This window comes from Streptomyces sp. NBC_00704 (genome assembly GCF_036226605.1).
GTDB lineage: Bacteria > Actinomycetota > Actinomycetes > Streptomycetales > Streptomycetaceae > Streptomyces.
Window position 1 is genome coordinate 7736852 of sequence record NZ_CP109000.1, and the last position, 12660, is coordinate 7749511.

Annotated in this window: 14 protein-coding genes and 2 pseudogenes; 7 read left to right on the plus strand and 9 right to left on the minus strand. The window is 70.4% G+C overall.

Annotated features, from left to right (window positions below; translation table 11 throughout):
* Positions 1-221: 221 nt before the first annotated feature.
* From OG802_RS33570 to OG802_RS33580, 3 genes are all read right to left on the minus strand, one after another.
* A complete protein-coding gene (locus OG802_RS33570; RefSeq protein WP_329416608.1) occupies positions 222-476 on the minus strand; it encodes an amphi-Trp domain-containing protein in 255 nt (84 codons plus the stop codon).
* A gap of 392 nt (positions 477-868) precedes the next feature.
* On the minus strand, positions 869-1438 hold the full coding sequence (locus tag OG802_RS33575) for an SMI1/KNR4 family protein (RefSeq protein ID WP_329416609.1): 570 nt from the start codon (positions 1436-1438) through the stop codon (positions 869-871).
* 139 nt (positions 1439-1577) lie between these two features.
* Entirely contained in the window at positions 1578-2156 is a 579-nt protein-coding gene (locus OG802_RS33580) for a TetR/AcrR family transcriptional regulator (RefSeq protein ID WP_329416610.1), read from the minus strand.
* Between the two features lie 68 nt (positions 2157-2224).
* Between OG802_RS33580 and OG802_RS33585 the strand changes: the two genes are divergently transcribed.
* The 3 genes from OG802_RS33585 to OG802_RS33595 all read left to right on the plus strand — a co-directional run bounded on the left by OG802_RS33585 (position 2225) and on the right by OG802_RS33595 (position 4420).
* Positions 2225-2818, plus strand: coding sequence for a dihydrofolate reductase family protein (locus OG802_RS33585; protein ID WP_329416612.1), 594 nt, complete (start codon positions 2225-2227; stop codon positions 2816-2818).
* A gap of 275 nt (positions 2819-3093) precedes the next feature.
* Complete coding sequence (locus tag OG802_RS33590; RefSeq protein WP_329416613.1) at positions 3094-4047, plus strand: aldo/keto reductase; 954 nt, start codon at positions 3094-3096, stop codon at positions 4045-4047.
* Between the two features lie 22 nt (positions 4048-4069).
* Positions 4070-4420: a MerR family transcriptional regulator gene (locus OG802_RS33595; RefSeq protein ID WP_329416614.1), complete on the plus strand. Its 351-nt coding sequence runs from the start codon at positions 4070-4072 to the stop codon at positions 4418-4420.
* Positions 4421-4447: 27 nt separating this feature from the next.
* On the opposite strand, the pseudogene OG802_RS33600 reads toward OG802_RS33595, so the two are convergent.
* Both OG802_RS33600 and OG802_RS33605 read right to left on the minus strand, forming a co-directional pair.
* Positions 4448-4945: pseudogene (locus OG802_RS33600) on the minus strand (substrate-binding domain-containing protein); the annotation flags it as partial.
* A gap of 88 nt (positions 4946-5033) precedes the next feature.
* Positions 5034-5225: a hypothetical protein gene (locus OG802_RS33605; RefSeq protein ID WP_329416616.1), complete on the minus strand. Its 192-nt coding sequence runs from the start codon at positions 5223-5225 to the stop codon at positions 5034-5036.
* A 278-nt stretch (positions 5226-5503) separates the two neighbouring features.
* Here OG802_RS33605 and OG802_RS33610 point away from each other — a divergent pair, with 278 nt between their 5' ends.
* The 3 genes from OG802_RS33610 (at position 5504) to OG802_RS33620 (ending at position 9109) form a co-directional block, all read left to right on the plus strand.
* Positions 5504-7186 carry a RecQ family ATP-dependent DNA helicase gene (locus tag OG802_RS33610; protein WP_329416617.1) on the plus strand — a complete coding sequence of 561 codons (1683 nt, stop codon included), beginning with the start codon at positions 5504-5506 and terminating at the stop codon, positions 7184-7186.
* Positions 7187-7463: 277 nt separating this feature from the next.
* Complete coding sequence (locus OG802_RS33615) at positions 7464-7937, plus strand: hypothetical protein (RefSeq protein ID WP_329416618.1); 474 nt, start codon at positions 7464-7466, stop codon at positions 7935-7937.
* Positions 7934-9109: a zinc-dependent alcohol dehydrogenase gene (locus OG802_RS33620; RefSeq protein ID WP_329416619.1), complete on the plus strand. Its 1176-nt coding sequence runs from the start codon at positions 7934-7936 to the stop codon at positions 9107-9109. Before OG802_RS33615 ends, OG802_RS33620 begins: the two co-directional genes overlap by 4 nt.
* Positions 9110-9313: 204 nt before the next feature.
* Here OG802_RS33620 and OG802_RS33625 read toward each other — a convergent pair whose 3' ends face one another.
* From OG802_RS33625 to OG802_RS33640, 4 genes and pseudogenes are all read right to left on the minus strand, one after another.
* Positions 9314-9745 carry a DoxX family protein gene (locus OG802_RS33625; RefSeq protein ID WP_329416620.1) on the minus strand — a complete coding sequence of 144 codons (432 nt, stop codon included), beginning with the start codon at positions 9743-9745 and terminating at the stop codon, positions 9314-9316.
* 322 nt (positions 9746-10067) lie between these two features.
* A pseudogene (locus tag OG802_RS33630) lies at positions 10068-10329 on the minus strand (helix-turn-helix domain-containing protein); the annotation flags it as partial.
* 4 nt (positions 10330-10333) lie between these two features.
* Positions 10334-10450, minus strand: coding sequence for a hypothetical protein (locus OG802_RS36060; protein ID WP_443055417.1), 117 nt, complete (start codon positions 10448-10450; stop codon positions 10334-10336).
* A 133-nt stretch (positions 10451-10583) separates the two neighbouring features.
* Positions 10584-11372, minus strand: a complete 789-nt coding sequence (locus tag OG802_RS33640; RefSeq protein WP_329416624.1) for an MBL fold metallo-hydrolase — start codon at positions 11370-11372, stop codon at positions 10584-10586.
* Between the two features lie 93 nt (positions 11373-11465).
* Here OG802_RS33640 and OG802_RS33645 point away from each other — a divergent pair, with 93 nt between their 5' ends.
* Entirely contained in the window at positions 11466-12074 is a 609-nt protein-coding gene (locus tag OG802_RS33645; protein ID WP_329416625.1) for an ABATE domain-containing protein, read from the plus strand.
* The last annotated feature ends 586 nt before the right edge of the window (positions 12075-12660 follow it).

Below are 12660 nucleotides of genomic sequence, written 5' to 3' on the forward strand. Positions count from 1 at the left end.
TGCATTCGCCGACCGCCACTCGTCCACGCCCGGCCATGGGGGAGCGGTGCCGTTCCGTGGGTGACAGCCCGAGTGATCAGGTGGCGTGACGCCGGACGCCGGAAAACGTGCCCGCGTTCCGAGATGCAGCACGCTTCCCGTAGTGGCAACGGCCCGAGGCGGTCTGTGAGCACACGCGCACGGCCCCGATGTACTCGCCGTTCGGACCGGGGCGCCGTTCGTCAGCCGTCGTCCGCCGCCCGGTTCGTTTGCGGCGGCCGCCAGGACAGTTCGATCTCCAGGTCGATCTCGCCGTCCTCCAGCTCGACCTCGATCTCCGTCCGCAGCTCGTCCGGGATCCGCACCGTCAGCCGACCGGGGCCGAGGTCCAGCTCCGCCTGGCCGCCGCGGCGGAGCGCGGCTGCCAGGGCCTCCAGCTGGTCGGCAGCCTCGACACGCGACAGCGTCCGCTTCTGTTCGAACTCGAGATCACTCACGCAAGCCTCCCAGAACCAGCAGACGTCTCTCACGCCTCTCTCCGGTCTCATTGTCACGCCGCTCCCCGGCGTCGGCCTGGCGAGGCGGCACCCTCGTGGTCTTGCGAGTGCGGCGGCTCGCGGGACGGCGGACCAAGCCCGCCGCGGACGGTGTCATCGGGCTCGTCCATCTGATCGCCCACCGACCTGAAGACCAGGCGGAACCGTTGGAGTACCGGATCTCGCTTCTGCCCACCGACATCCCGGCCCGCCATCACTTCCGGCTGGCGAAGGGTCCCGCCGGCGCATCGAGCACGACTACCGCGGGCTGGAGCCGACCTGGGACTCGACCACGTCGACGTGATCCGAAGTGGACGACCTGGCTCGCCCGGACGGGCCTCGGGCCGTAGCAGTCAGGTCGAAGTCGCCAGCCATGCCAGGTACCAGTCTCGGAAGTCCGGCCCCGGTGTCAGGCCACCCCAGTCAGGATCGTCGAGCCAGACCTGGCCGGCGTTCCTCCCCGTGACGACCAGCCGGTAAAAGGTGCCGCAACCGCACTCACCGATGACCAGACTGCCTCCGACCGAGTAGTCGGCATCACCGTCCTTGCCCGGCCCCGGCCACTCGGTGGTGTGCGGAAACGGCGTGGACAGGAAGCCCGCGCGTCTGCCCTCTTCCCGGAGATCGTGCAGGGCCTCTTCGTCGTCCACTTCCTCGGTGAGGCCCAGGAGCCCGTAGGCCGGTCCCGCTCCTCCGTCGGCGACATCCTCGACGAAGCGGCGGTAGGAAGCGGGGAGCCGGACACCATGCTGCTGCTCGAACAGCCAGATCGTGTCCTGCGTCAGAGGAGGCCGAAGGCGATATCCATGGTGTGAGGACCCGAAACGCTGACGCCCGGGGTCTCCCTGAGCCATGGCGGCGACACGGGCGTGGACCGCGGCGTCGTCCCAGAGCCCGCGGTGGTCGGCCTCGTCATCGGTCACAGCAGCACGGTACTGGCATCCTGACGCGTTGTCGCAGCTGGGTAAGCGGCTTGGTGCGGAGCCTCTGGCGCGGGAGATCGGCTCCGGTCCGGCCCTCTTCAACTGCCGCCGGTTTGCGTCACCTCTGGGCCCAAGTCATCTACTGGGCCGCCACGATGCGCTCCACGGCGGCGGTCACGAGCTGTTCACGTTCTGCCTCCGTGAAGACGTCCGGCAGCGTGAGCTGCTCAACGATCAGCCAGTTCAGCGTCAGCATGAGCAGCTTGACGGCCGTGGCGTCGCCAGGGAGGCCGGAAGCCTCGTGATAGGCGACATTGGCGTCGATGTCGGCTCGGACTCGGTCGGTGAGGACCTTGCGCAGTTCGGGGCGCCGGGTGGCCTCAAGGCGAAGTTCCAGCAGCGCGAGATAGCCGGTGCGGAAGGAGGCGACGCGGCCGACGAGCTCACGCATCAGTTCAGCGTAGGTCTCCGGGTCGCGGTCGGCCGCCTGCTGGCGGGCGATCGTGGCCTCGTCGGGCTGGAGCCGCTCGTAGACCCGGGCGCCGGTCTGAGTGAACAGGTCGTCGCGGCTGGCGAAGTAGTTGGACGCCGTACCGGTGGGAACGCCGGCCTCCGCATCCACGGCCCGGAACGTCAGGCCGCGCGCTCCTTCTCGCGCCAATACCTCGATCGCCGCGTCGACCAGGGCGGCGCGCCGCTGGTCGTTCCGTCTCACCATTGACACCACTCCGGATGTAGTACTACGTTCAGACCACTTCAAGCAGAGTACTACACGTGAGGATCCTTGTGCGAAAGCTCGTGTACTACGTCGGCGTCTCGCTCGACGGCCGCATAGCCGGCCCCGGCGGCGAATTCACCTTCTTCCCGCAGGGAGACGAGCAGGAGGCCGCCGCCTACTCGACCTGGATGAACGCGCTGTACCCGGAGACCGTCCCGACCGCCTACCGCGCGGCCGTCGGTGTCGCCGACGCGCCCAACCGGCGTTTCGACACCGTGGTCATGGGCCTCGGTACCTACCGCCCCGCCCTCGACAGCGGGATCACCAGCCCCTACGCGCACCTGCGCCAGTACGTCGTGTCCAGCACCCTCGAGCCGGACACCGACCCGGCCGTCATCGTCGTGCCGAGCGACCCCCTCGCCCTTGTCCGCGAGCTCAAGGGCGAGGGGGGCGCCGGCCTGGACATCTGGCTCTGCGGGGGCGGCCGGCTCGCGGGAACCCTGCTGCCCGAGATCGACGAGCTGCTGATCAAGACCTATCCGGTCGTTGCCGGCGCCGGAATCCCGGTGGTCGACGGTGCCTTTGACCCCACCGTCTTCGACGTCGCCGAGCGCACAGCCTTCCCCAACGGGGTCACCTTCACCCGCCTCACCCGCCGCTGACCCGTGAGACGGCGCCACTGCATCCGGCGAGCCTCTCAGTCGCGAGGGCGCGGAGTCTCGAGGACGGGCCGGAGCTGCTGTCGGTCGCGCGGCGTCGGCAGTTGGCCGGCGGGTTCGCCGGGCACACTTCCGGGGCCGGCGCCCATCGCACCCCAGGACTGCGCCGTGAGGAGCCGGCCACTTCGGGCCACAGGTCTCATCGGGGTGTCCCGAATCTTCTTGCCGAAATCTTCTTGCCGAGCGCACTTGATCTGGAGCGCGCTCCAGATCTGAGGATGGGGGGCATGGACATCAACCCCACTGCCTCGCAGATCGTCCTCGGGACGATGGACTTCGGCACCCGCGTCGGCCAGGACGAGGCCTTCGCGATCCTCGACTCCTTCGTCGGCGGAGGTGGAGTCTGGCTCGACACCGCGAACTGCTACTCCTTCTGGGCCGATCCGAGCGGCGTCGGCGGTGCCAGCGAGCGCGTCATAGGCGCGTGGCTTCGATCCCGCCCCGGCGCGCGCAACGCGGTGCGGATCGCGACGAAGGTCCGGCAGAATCCGCTCGTTCCGCACTCCTGGCCACAGAGCGCAGAAGGACTCTCCGCCCCCGCCGTGCGCATCGGTGTCGAGGGCAGCCTGGGGCGTCTTGGAGTCGAACACGTCGATCTCCTCTGGGCTCACGCCGAGGATCGCACTGTGCCGCTGGAGGAGACCGTCGGTGCTCTCGGCGAGCTGGTCACGAAGGGAACGGCTCTGCGCGTGGGGGCGGCGAATCATGCTGCCTGGCGGGTGGAGCGCGCCCGCTCGCTCGCCCGGGAGCAGGGCGTGGAACCGTGGACGGCCCTGCAACTGCGCCACTCACTTGTCCAGCCGCGCCCGCTCATCCCGCTCGCTGAGGGCGGGCACCGTCTCATGGCCGAAGAGGACCTGGACTTCGCGCAGTCGGAAGGGCTCACCATGTGGTCCTACAGCTCGCTGATGTGGGGTTCCTACGTGCGCACGGACAAGCCGCTGCCGCAGACTTATGATCATCCTGGTACCGCTCGAGTGCTGTCGGTTCTGGCCGACGTGGCCCGCGAGTCGGCAGCCACGAGGAACCAGGTCGTCCTCGCATGGCTGATGCGACAGGGCATCGACCCCATCGTCGGCGTGAGCCGGGTGGAGCAGATCGAGGAGGCACTCGACGCACGCCATGTGCGGCTGGACGACGAGCACCTGGCGCGCTTCGCCGAAGCGCGATAGCAACGGTCGGACAAGGAGCCTTGTGACCACCCTCATCACCCCCGCGGCGGCAGCCAACCGCACCGGCGTCTCCCTCGACACGCTGCGCTACTACGAGCGCGAAGGGCTGATCGGACCGATCCGGCGCTCTCCTGGCGGGCGCAGGGAGTACACCGAGGACGACCTCTTCTGGATCGGTCTGGTCACGTGCTTTCGTGACGCCGGCCTCGGCATCGCGGACCTGCGAGAGTTCGTCGCCATCCTGCGCGCCGAGCACTCTGCGCAGGACCGGGTCGCCTTCCTCCGCGAGCGCCGTGCCGCCCTCGAACAGCGTGTGACGGCGCTGCGCCGGGCCCTGGAGGTCCTCGACGACAAGATCGCCTACTACAGCTGAGCGCCACGGCCTCCGCGCTCAACTCGGCTATTGGGGGAGGCCCTTACGTTGCGGGGCCGCCGCCCGCAACTCCCTCACCAAGGCGCGCACGCCGGCGGATCCGGCCAGTTCGGAGGTGGTGACATAGCCGACCCGGCGTGTCGGGCGCTCGACGCCGAGATCAGTGATCGTGACCGAGTCCGCTGCTCCGACCAGGGAGAGCGCCGGCATGATCGCCATTCCATGACCTCCGCTCACCAGGGAGAGCACCGCTCCGTCATCGTCGGCCTCGACGGTCGCCTCCGGGATCCAGTCCTGTGCCGCCCACCAGTCGCGGGTGTACGAGCCACAGTTCTCGGCCCAGTCGACCAGCGGCAGCGAGCGCGGGGCGGTGTGACCCGTCGGGTGTACCAGGGCATACGGCTCTTCAAGGAGCCCGCTCGCGACCAGACCCGGTGGAAGCGGCACGGAGCCGCCGAGTGTGGCGATGGCTATGTCGGCTTTTCCGTCGGCCACTTCGCCCGCGGTGCCGCGCCCCACCTCGCGGTGGACTCCTCGTCGTGCTCTTGGCTGATCAGCCCTGAACACACCGAGCGGCCCCTTTCGAGACCGTTCGGCTGGTGCTGGATGAGGCTCAGGGGTGATCCGGTTGCTGCGCCGGAGGCACTCCGCCGCCCTCTCCTCCACCCTTGGTGCCCTTGTCCGCGCCGTGCGGGTGACCGCTCTCGCCGCCGCTCGGTTGGCCTGCCTTCAACTGGCGGCTGTCCTCGGGGGTGGCGGCACCTTTGTCGTTGCGCCGGAGTTCTGGCTGCTGCGGATTGGGCATGCCCGGACCTCCTGTCGGTGGTACTTGCTGCGGGTGACCGAGTTCCCAGGGTGATCCGGGTGACGCACGGAGTCCGCCGACAGGTCGCACGCGCAGCCGGACACCACATCGCATCGCATCGCGGGACGTCGTCGCTGTCGTCGCTGTCGTCCACGTGGGGCACGTGGGGCACGTGGGGCACGTAGGGCATGTGGGGCATGTATCTCCGCATCCCCGCAGCCCAGAGGGGTACCCGGGGCTGGCTCGCGAGAGAGTCTCGGGGGCCGGGAGGAGGCTTCGTGCCCGAAGGCAGACATGAGCGGGTCGCGGAGCTGCGCCGGGTGGCCCGGGAACGCTTCGGCTTCGACGACCTGGGCCCCGAACAGATCGAGGCGATGGGGACCCTGCTCGAAGGTCGTGACGTGCTGGTCGTCATGCCCACCGGGTCCGGCAAGTCGGCGATCTACCAGGTGCCGACCGTGGTGCTCGGCGGACCTGCCGTCGTGGTGTCGCCGCTGATCGCGCTGCAACGGGACCAGGTCACGGGACTGCGTGAGAGCGCCGCCCCGAATGCCGTGGCGGTGAACTCCGCCCAGTCCGAGTCGGCCGTGGACAAGGGCTGGCGAGCCGTCCGGGAAGGCGACGCCGAGTACCTGCTCCTCTCGCCGGAGCAGCTCGCCAAGGACGACGTGGTGGCGCGGTTGCGTGAGCTGAGGCCCTCGTTGTTCGTCGTCGACGAGGCCCACTGCGTCTCCACGTGGGGCCACGACTTCCGCCCGGACTACCTGAACCTGGGCGAGGCAGCCGAACGCCTGGGCCGCCCGCCGGTGCTCGCCCTGACGGCCACGGCCGCCGCCCCGGTCCGGGCCGACATCGTCGAGCACCTGCACATGCGTGACGCCCACACGGTGACAGCCGGGACCGACCGGCCCAACATCAGCCTCGCCGTACGCACCTTCACCGACGATGCGGCCAAACGCGAGGCGGTCTCGCGGTGGACGGCCGAAGCGGGCGGCCCGGGCATCCTGTACACGGCGACCCGCAAGGACGCCGAAGCCTACGCGCAGCGACTGCGGCAGGACGGCGTGGACGCCGAGGCCTACCACGCGGGGATGAAGGCGGCGGACCGGAGCCGGATCCACGACGGCTTCATGGCCGGAGCGCCCGCTGTGGTCGTGGCCACCTCCGCCTTCGGGATGGGCATCGACAAACCCGATGTCCGGTTCGTCGCCCACGCGTCCGTCCCGAAGGCCCTGGACTCCTACTACCAGGAGATCGGGCGCGCCGGCCGGGACGGGGAACCGGCCCACGCGATGCTGTTCTACCGTCCCGAGGATCTGGGACTGCAGAAGTTCCTCACCGCCCGTTCCCTCGACAGGGACGCGCTACAGCGGATCATGACCGTCCTGGCCGGCCAGGACGTCCCACAGAGCCGCAGCGGCGTGGCGCAGCTGGCCGGGCTGTCGCGCCGCAAGACCACCGATCTGCTGAGCCTTCTGGAAGAGGCGGGCGCGGTGACCGTGGAGGGCGGGCGTCGCGCCGTGCGGGCTGTTCCCGGCCGTACGGCGCGCGAGTCCGTCGAACGGGCGCAGGAGGTGTTCGAGCGGGGGCGACGCATGGACCGGTCGCGTATCGAGATGATGCGGGGCTACGCGGAGACCCCGTCCTGCCGTCGGCAGTACCTCCTGGGGTACTTCGGCGAACAGCTGGACGGGCCGTGCGGTCACTGCGACGTGTGCGACCGATGCTCCGGCACGGACCACGGTGAACCGGCCGCCGCACCCGGGCTCAGTGAACCGGCCGCCACACCGGGGCCGTGTGCGCCGTACGGGCCCAATGACAGGGTCCGGCACGCCGAATGGGGCGAGGGCACGGTCATGCGGGTGGACGAGGACCGCCTCGTCGTCCTGTTCGAGCAGGTCGGCTACAAGACGCTGTCCCTGCCGGCCGTCGAGGAGAGCGACCTGCTGGCTGATGCGTGAGGCGCTCCGGGCGACGAGTCCTGGGTCGCGGGGTCCTCTCACGTCCTCGGTCAGGGGCCTGCAACCCCCTGGGGTCGTCCTGCTCCAGGTGGCGTCGGGGCGGGGGAGCGGACCTTGTATCCCCCTGATTGCCGAGCGCAGTGGGGGTACTCGCCACGCGCAAGCGCTCACCGGGCGGCCATCCGTACGAGCACACGTGCTCAGGCGTTCCTCGCCACAGCGGTGGCCCACCCCCGGTGCGCGCTCAGCCGCCCCCGACCCGAGGATGTGACCGCATATGAGTGTCGCTGGGAAATCGCTGGCAGCGGCCGCCGTGGGGCTGGCCGCCGGGGCCTTCGTCGTCGTACGGCGCGCGAAGGCACACCCGTCCGGTACAGCCGCCGGCGACCGCTGGCTGACGGTGACGATCAACCGCGCCCCGCAGGACGTGCAGGCCGACAAGCTGCCGGCGCCCCTGCACGAGTACGGCGACCGCGTCGAGACCCGTGTCCGTCCGGCGCCCGGTGACCGGGGCACGGAGCTGGCGGTGCGACTGAGGCAAGCCGCACCGGACGTCGCGTACTCGGCGCCGGCGCGGCTCGCCGGCGTCGACCCGCGTCAGGATCTGCGCCGCGCCCTGCGCGACGCGAAAGCGCTGCTGGAGGCGGGAGAAGTGCTTCAGCCCGACACACCGCCCACCACGCACGACACCCCCGGCGGGAAACTCGTCGGGCTCCTGAGCAGGCGCGCCGACGGGGAGGGAGTGCTGTGAAGGCCCTGTGCTGGGAAGGCGTGAACAAGCTGTCCGTGGAGCAGGTCGACGACCCTGTCATGCGCAACGAACAGGACGTGATCGTACGGCTGATCGCGGGCACGACCTGCGGATCGGATCTGCATCTCATCGGCGGCTACATCCCGTTCATGCGTGCCGGGGACGTCATCGGTCACGAGTTCCTCGGCGAGGTCGTCGAGGTCGGCGCGGGCGTGCGGCGGCACAAGGTGGGGGACCGGGTGGTGGTCTGCTCGTTCGTCGGGTGCGGGCGCTGCTGGTACTGCGCGAACGATCTGTGGTCGCTGTGCGACAACACCAACACCAATCCGGGCATCGGGCAGGCGCTGTTCGGCGCCGACACCGGCGGCATCTTCGGCTATTCGCATGCCATGGGCGGGTTGCGTGGCAGCCACGCCGAATACGTGCGCGTGCCCTTCGCCGACTACGGAGCCTTCTCCGTCCCGGAGGGCGTCGACGACACCAGCGCCCTGTTCGTGTCCGACTCCGTGCCCACGGGCTGGATGGGCGCCGACCTGGCAGGGGTGAAGCCCGGGGACGTCGTCGCCGTGTGGGGCTGCGGGGCGGTCGGTCAGATGGCGGCCCGCGCCGCGATCCTGCTGGGCGCGGAACGCGTGTTCTCCATCGACCGGATTCCCGAGCGCCTGGAGATGACCGAGCGGCACATCGGCAGCGAGGTCATCGACTACACGAGCACCGACGTCGGCGCGGAACTGCGCGAGCGCACGGGCGGGCGCGGACCCGACGTGTGCATCGAGGCCGTCGGCATGGAAGCCCACAGCGACAGCCCCGTGCATCTGTACGACCAGGTCAAACAGCAGCTCCGACTCCAGACCGACCGCCCCACCGCCGTACGCCAGGCCATTCACGCCTGCCGCAAGGCCGGAACGGTCTTCGTCCTCGGCGTGTTCGCCGGCGCCGTCGACAAGTTCCCCCTCGGCGCGGTGATCAACAAGGGTCTGACCGTGCGGGGCGCCCAGCAGCACGGCCAGCGCTACATTCCCATGCTGCTGGACCGGCTGGCGGCCGGAGAGATCAGCACGACTCACCTGGCCACCCACACGGTGCCTCTGGACGAGGCGCCACGGGCCTACGAGATGTTCAAGGAGAAGGAGGACGGCTGCGTGCGCGCGGTCATCCGGCCAGGCCACTGACTCACACCGCACGGCGATCGGCGGGGGACCAGCAGCGCGGGTGGCCGCCCATGACCCGCGCTGCCGAGGCGCCCAGTATCGACCGGCAGACGGCGACGGCGACGGTGCCCCCGACGGTCACGGCGACGGCGACGGCGACGGTGCGGACCGCGGAGACGCGACGGGGCGCCCGGCAAGCCCGGACGCCCCGTCTTCCGTGAGGACTCACACCCGTCGTCGTACCAGGTTCAGCAGCTCCTTGATCGAGCTCCGGCGTACCCAGGCGATCAGGGCGAGCGGCACGATGAGGATCAGCGGTGTCGCCGCGTTCTCGCCGTCGAAGACGACCATCTGAACGACGAACGCGCCGACCATCAGCGCACTCAACGCGACCGCGGCCACCGACTGCAGCGCCGGGATCAACAGGGCGATGCCCCCGGCGAGTTCGAGCGCGCCGATGACGTACATGCCGGTGGCGCCCCAGCCGATCCGGTCGAAGGAGTCGACGGCGTAGGAGTTCGCGATCAGCTTGGGCAGGGCGCTGGCGATGACATAGAAGAGGGCGAGGAGCACCTGCACGGTGCGCAGGGCGATCCGCGCACGACGACCGCGAGCGGCGGGGGCGACAGAGGCGACGGGGGCGGTGGTCTCGGACATCTGGATCTCCTGTGCTGCGCGGGTCGATGAGCGGTACGTGCTGAGTCACAGGGATAGACCAGGCGTTGCGACAGAACTCATCGGTCCTACGGCGCGAACTGTCCGTGCCCCGGGTACCAGCCCCACACTCCCGCAGACGGCCCCCCGGCTGTCCCCTCCGAAGCCGCACGCCGAGCAGCCTCTCCACCTCACCTCTATGTGTGGGGCCGCGAACACGGGTAGGGGCGGTCGGCGGCAATGCCGTCGATGTGCGGCAGAGTGCCGTGCCCTCCCGGACCTGGGTGCCCCTTCAGGGAGCACCCTTCGGGGGAGTGCCCCCTTCTCAAGGACGGAAAGCGCGGCGGTAGGTGTCGGGTGGGACGCCCACTGCGGTGGAAGTGGCGGCGCAGGGTGGGGGCGGTGCCCATGCCGGTGGCCGCGCCGATGGTGTCCACGGTGGCGTCGGTGGTCTCCAGCAGTTCCTGGGCGTGGCGAATGCGCTGGGTGTGGAGCCATCGCAGAGGCGTGGTGCCGGTGAGGTGCCTGAAGCGGCGGCCGAGGTGACGGGAGCTCATGCGGGCCTGGCGGGCCAGGTCCTCCAGGGTGCCGTCAGGCGGCGGAGCCGGCCGTGAGTTGGTCCATGATGTCGGTCCGGTTGTAGTGGGCCCGCTTCTCGATGATCTTCCCGTCCTTGAACGTGAACAGGTTGAACATGGAAAAGCGCATGTGCGCTCCGCGCGGGGGGATGCTCTGGCACGGCGCAGGGACGCCGCGAGGGGGTGCTGCCCGGGGCGGGGCCCGGCGTGTGGCGGACCCCGCCCCGGGCACCAGGTCTCGGTTCCTGGACGGCGGTCCGGGCTCAGGCGCGCTGCGCCCAGTCCTGGTCCAGACGGTCGGTCAGGCCCGCGGCGTCGAAGGCTGCCTCCAGCTCGTCGCGCCCCTCTGTGAAGTGGGCCCAGCTGTCGTGGTGGACCGGGACGACGCGACGGGCGTCAAGAATCCGGGTGGCCTCGGCGGCCTGCGCGCTGTCCAGGACGATCAGCCCACCGTCGAAGAGCATGGGGAAGCGGGGCGCGCCGGCGAACAGGAGGGCGGTGTCGATCGGGGCGAAGCGCACGGCGATCTCCCTGACCGCGTCGAGCGAGGCGTTGTCGCCGCTGACGTAGACCGTCGGCAGGCCCTCGCCCGTCAGGACGAAGCCGACGACCTGGCCGGCGAACGGCTCGACCTCCTCACGCGCGCCGGGGCCGTGGATGGCGGGAACCCCGGTCACCGTGATGGTGCCGCCGCCCGAACGCTCCAGCTCGACCGTCTCCCAGTCGGCCAGGCCCTTGGCCTTCTGCCCGAGGCGCTCGCCGCCGCCGGGTGTGGTCAGGGTGAGGGGGACGTCGGCGAGCAGGGCGCGGCCGGAGGTGTCGAGGTTGTCGGCGTGCTCGTCGTGGGAGAGCAGGACCACGTCAATGGGGCCGAGGTCGGCAGGGGTAGTGGTGGAGGGGGCGGTCTTGGTCAGCGTCGGGCCGGGAGAGGCGTAGTCGCCGGGGCCGTCGAAGGTCGGGTCGGTCAGGAAGCGCAGGCCGCCGTACTCGAACAGGGCGGTCGGACCGCCGAACGTGCGGACCGGGAACTGGTTGGCGTTGAGCTGGGACATCACGTCTCCGTCTCTCACGAAAAAAACCTGCGGTTAACGTGACGCCAGGCTAGGCAGGCGTCACGGAAAAACGCAAGAGCTACCATGAGAGGCATGGATGACGCCCTGACCGCCGACGTGGCGCCGACCGCTCTGCCCCCGGCACCGGGTGCCGACCGGTACCGCTCCCTGGACTTCGCCGACACCGCGGCCACCCTGCCCGCCGGCCAGAGCTACGACCTGCTCGCCGCCCCGGAAACCGCCATGCGCTGGCTCGCCGCCCACGACCTGACCACCCCGGACGTGCAGCTGTACGAGGTGTGCGCGCAGCGGATGCGTACCCTGCGCGCCCACATCCGCGTCCTGTTCGCCGCCCGCGTCGACACCACCACCCCGCCCCAGGAATCCCTGCGCGCGGTGAACGAGGCCCTCACTGCCGTGCCCACCGCCCCCCTCCTCGCCTGGGACGGGGGCCGAGGACTGCGCCGCGTCCAGGCGCACCCCACCGACCAGGCCGTCAACCACGCACTGGCGACCCTCGCCGCCGACGCCGCCGACCTGCTCACCGGTCCCGACGCCGGCATCCTCGCCGCCTGCGGATCAGCCCCCTGTGACCGGTTCCTCCTGCGCACCCACGGCCGGCGCCACTGGTGCTCCACACGCTGCGGCGACCGCGTCCGTGCCGCCCGCGCCTACGCCCGGCGCAGCGGCGCCTCGGGCTGACGCCCCCAGGGCCCTCCTGCGGACCGCCCGGTGGTCACGCGAAGCACCTTCAGCAGGCTGCTTCCGGTTGCCAACCGGCAGCCGGCACTCGATCACTGAAGATCGCTACTTTGACTCGGGCTCTCTCGCAAACGCTCCTTTGCGCGAGCAAGATCAATCCCGGACCGCCGGACCCCCACTGATCCCGGATTCGTTCGCAGAATTCGTTCTCACTGAAGAGCGAGAGCCAGTCCGTTCTGAGACTTGCATTGTGCGAAAGTCCGGGCCCATGACGGCCCCTCAGCACCCTCATCCGACCGATCGGTCGGACGAGAACGACGTCGGACAGCACGCCTGCCCGAAGGGCGACGCACAACCCGGCTCGCCCGGCCGCTCGCGCGGCGGCGCGGTCGCCTTCGCCCACCACACCCGCCGCTTCACTGTCGTGCCCCGGCTGAAGAAGGGGCTGCGGGTCTCCATCCCGGCCGACCGCGGCCCGGACCGGCCGTGGCGGCCGGGCACGCCGCCGCCGGCGCCGATCAACACCCGGACCTGCCGAGCGCGGACATCCGTATCGGCTACGCAAGATGCTCGGCCCTCGGGCAGG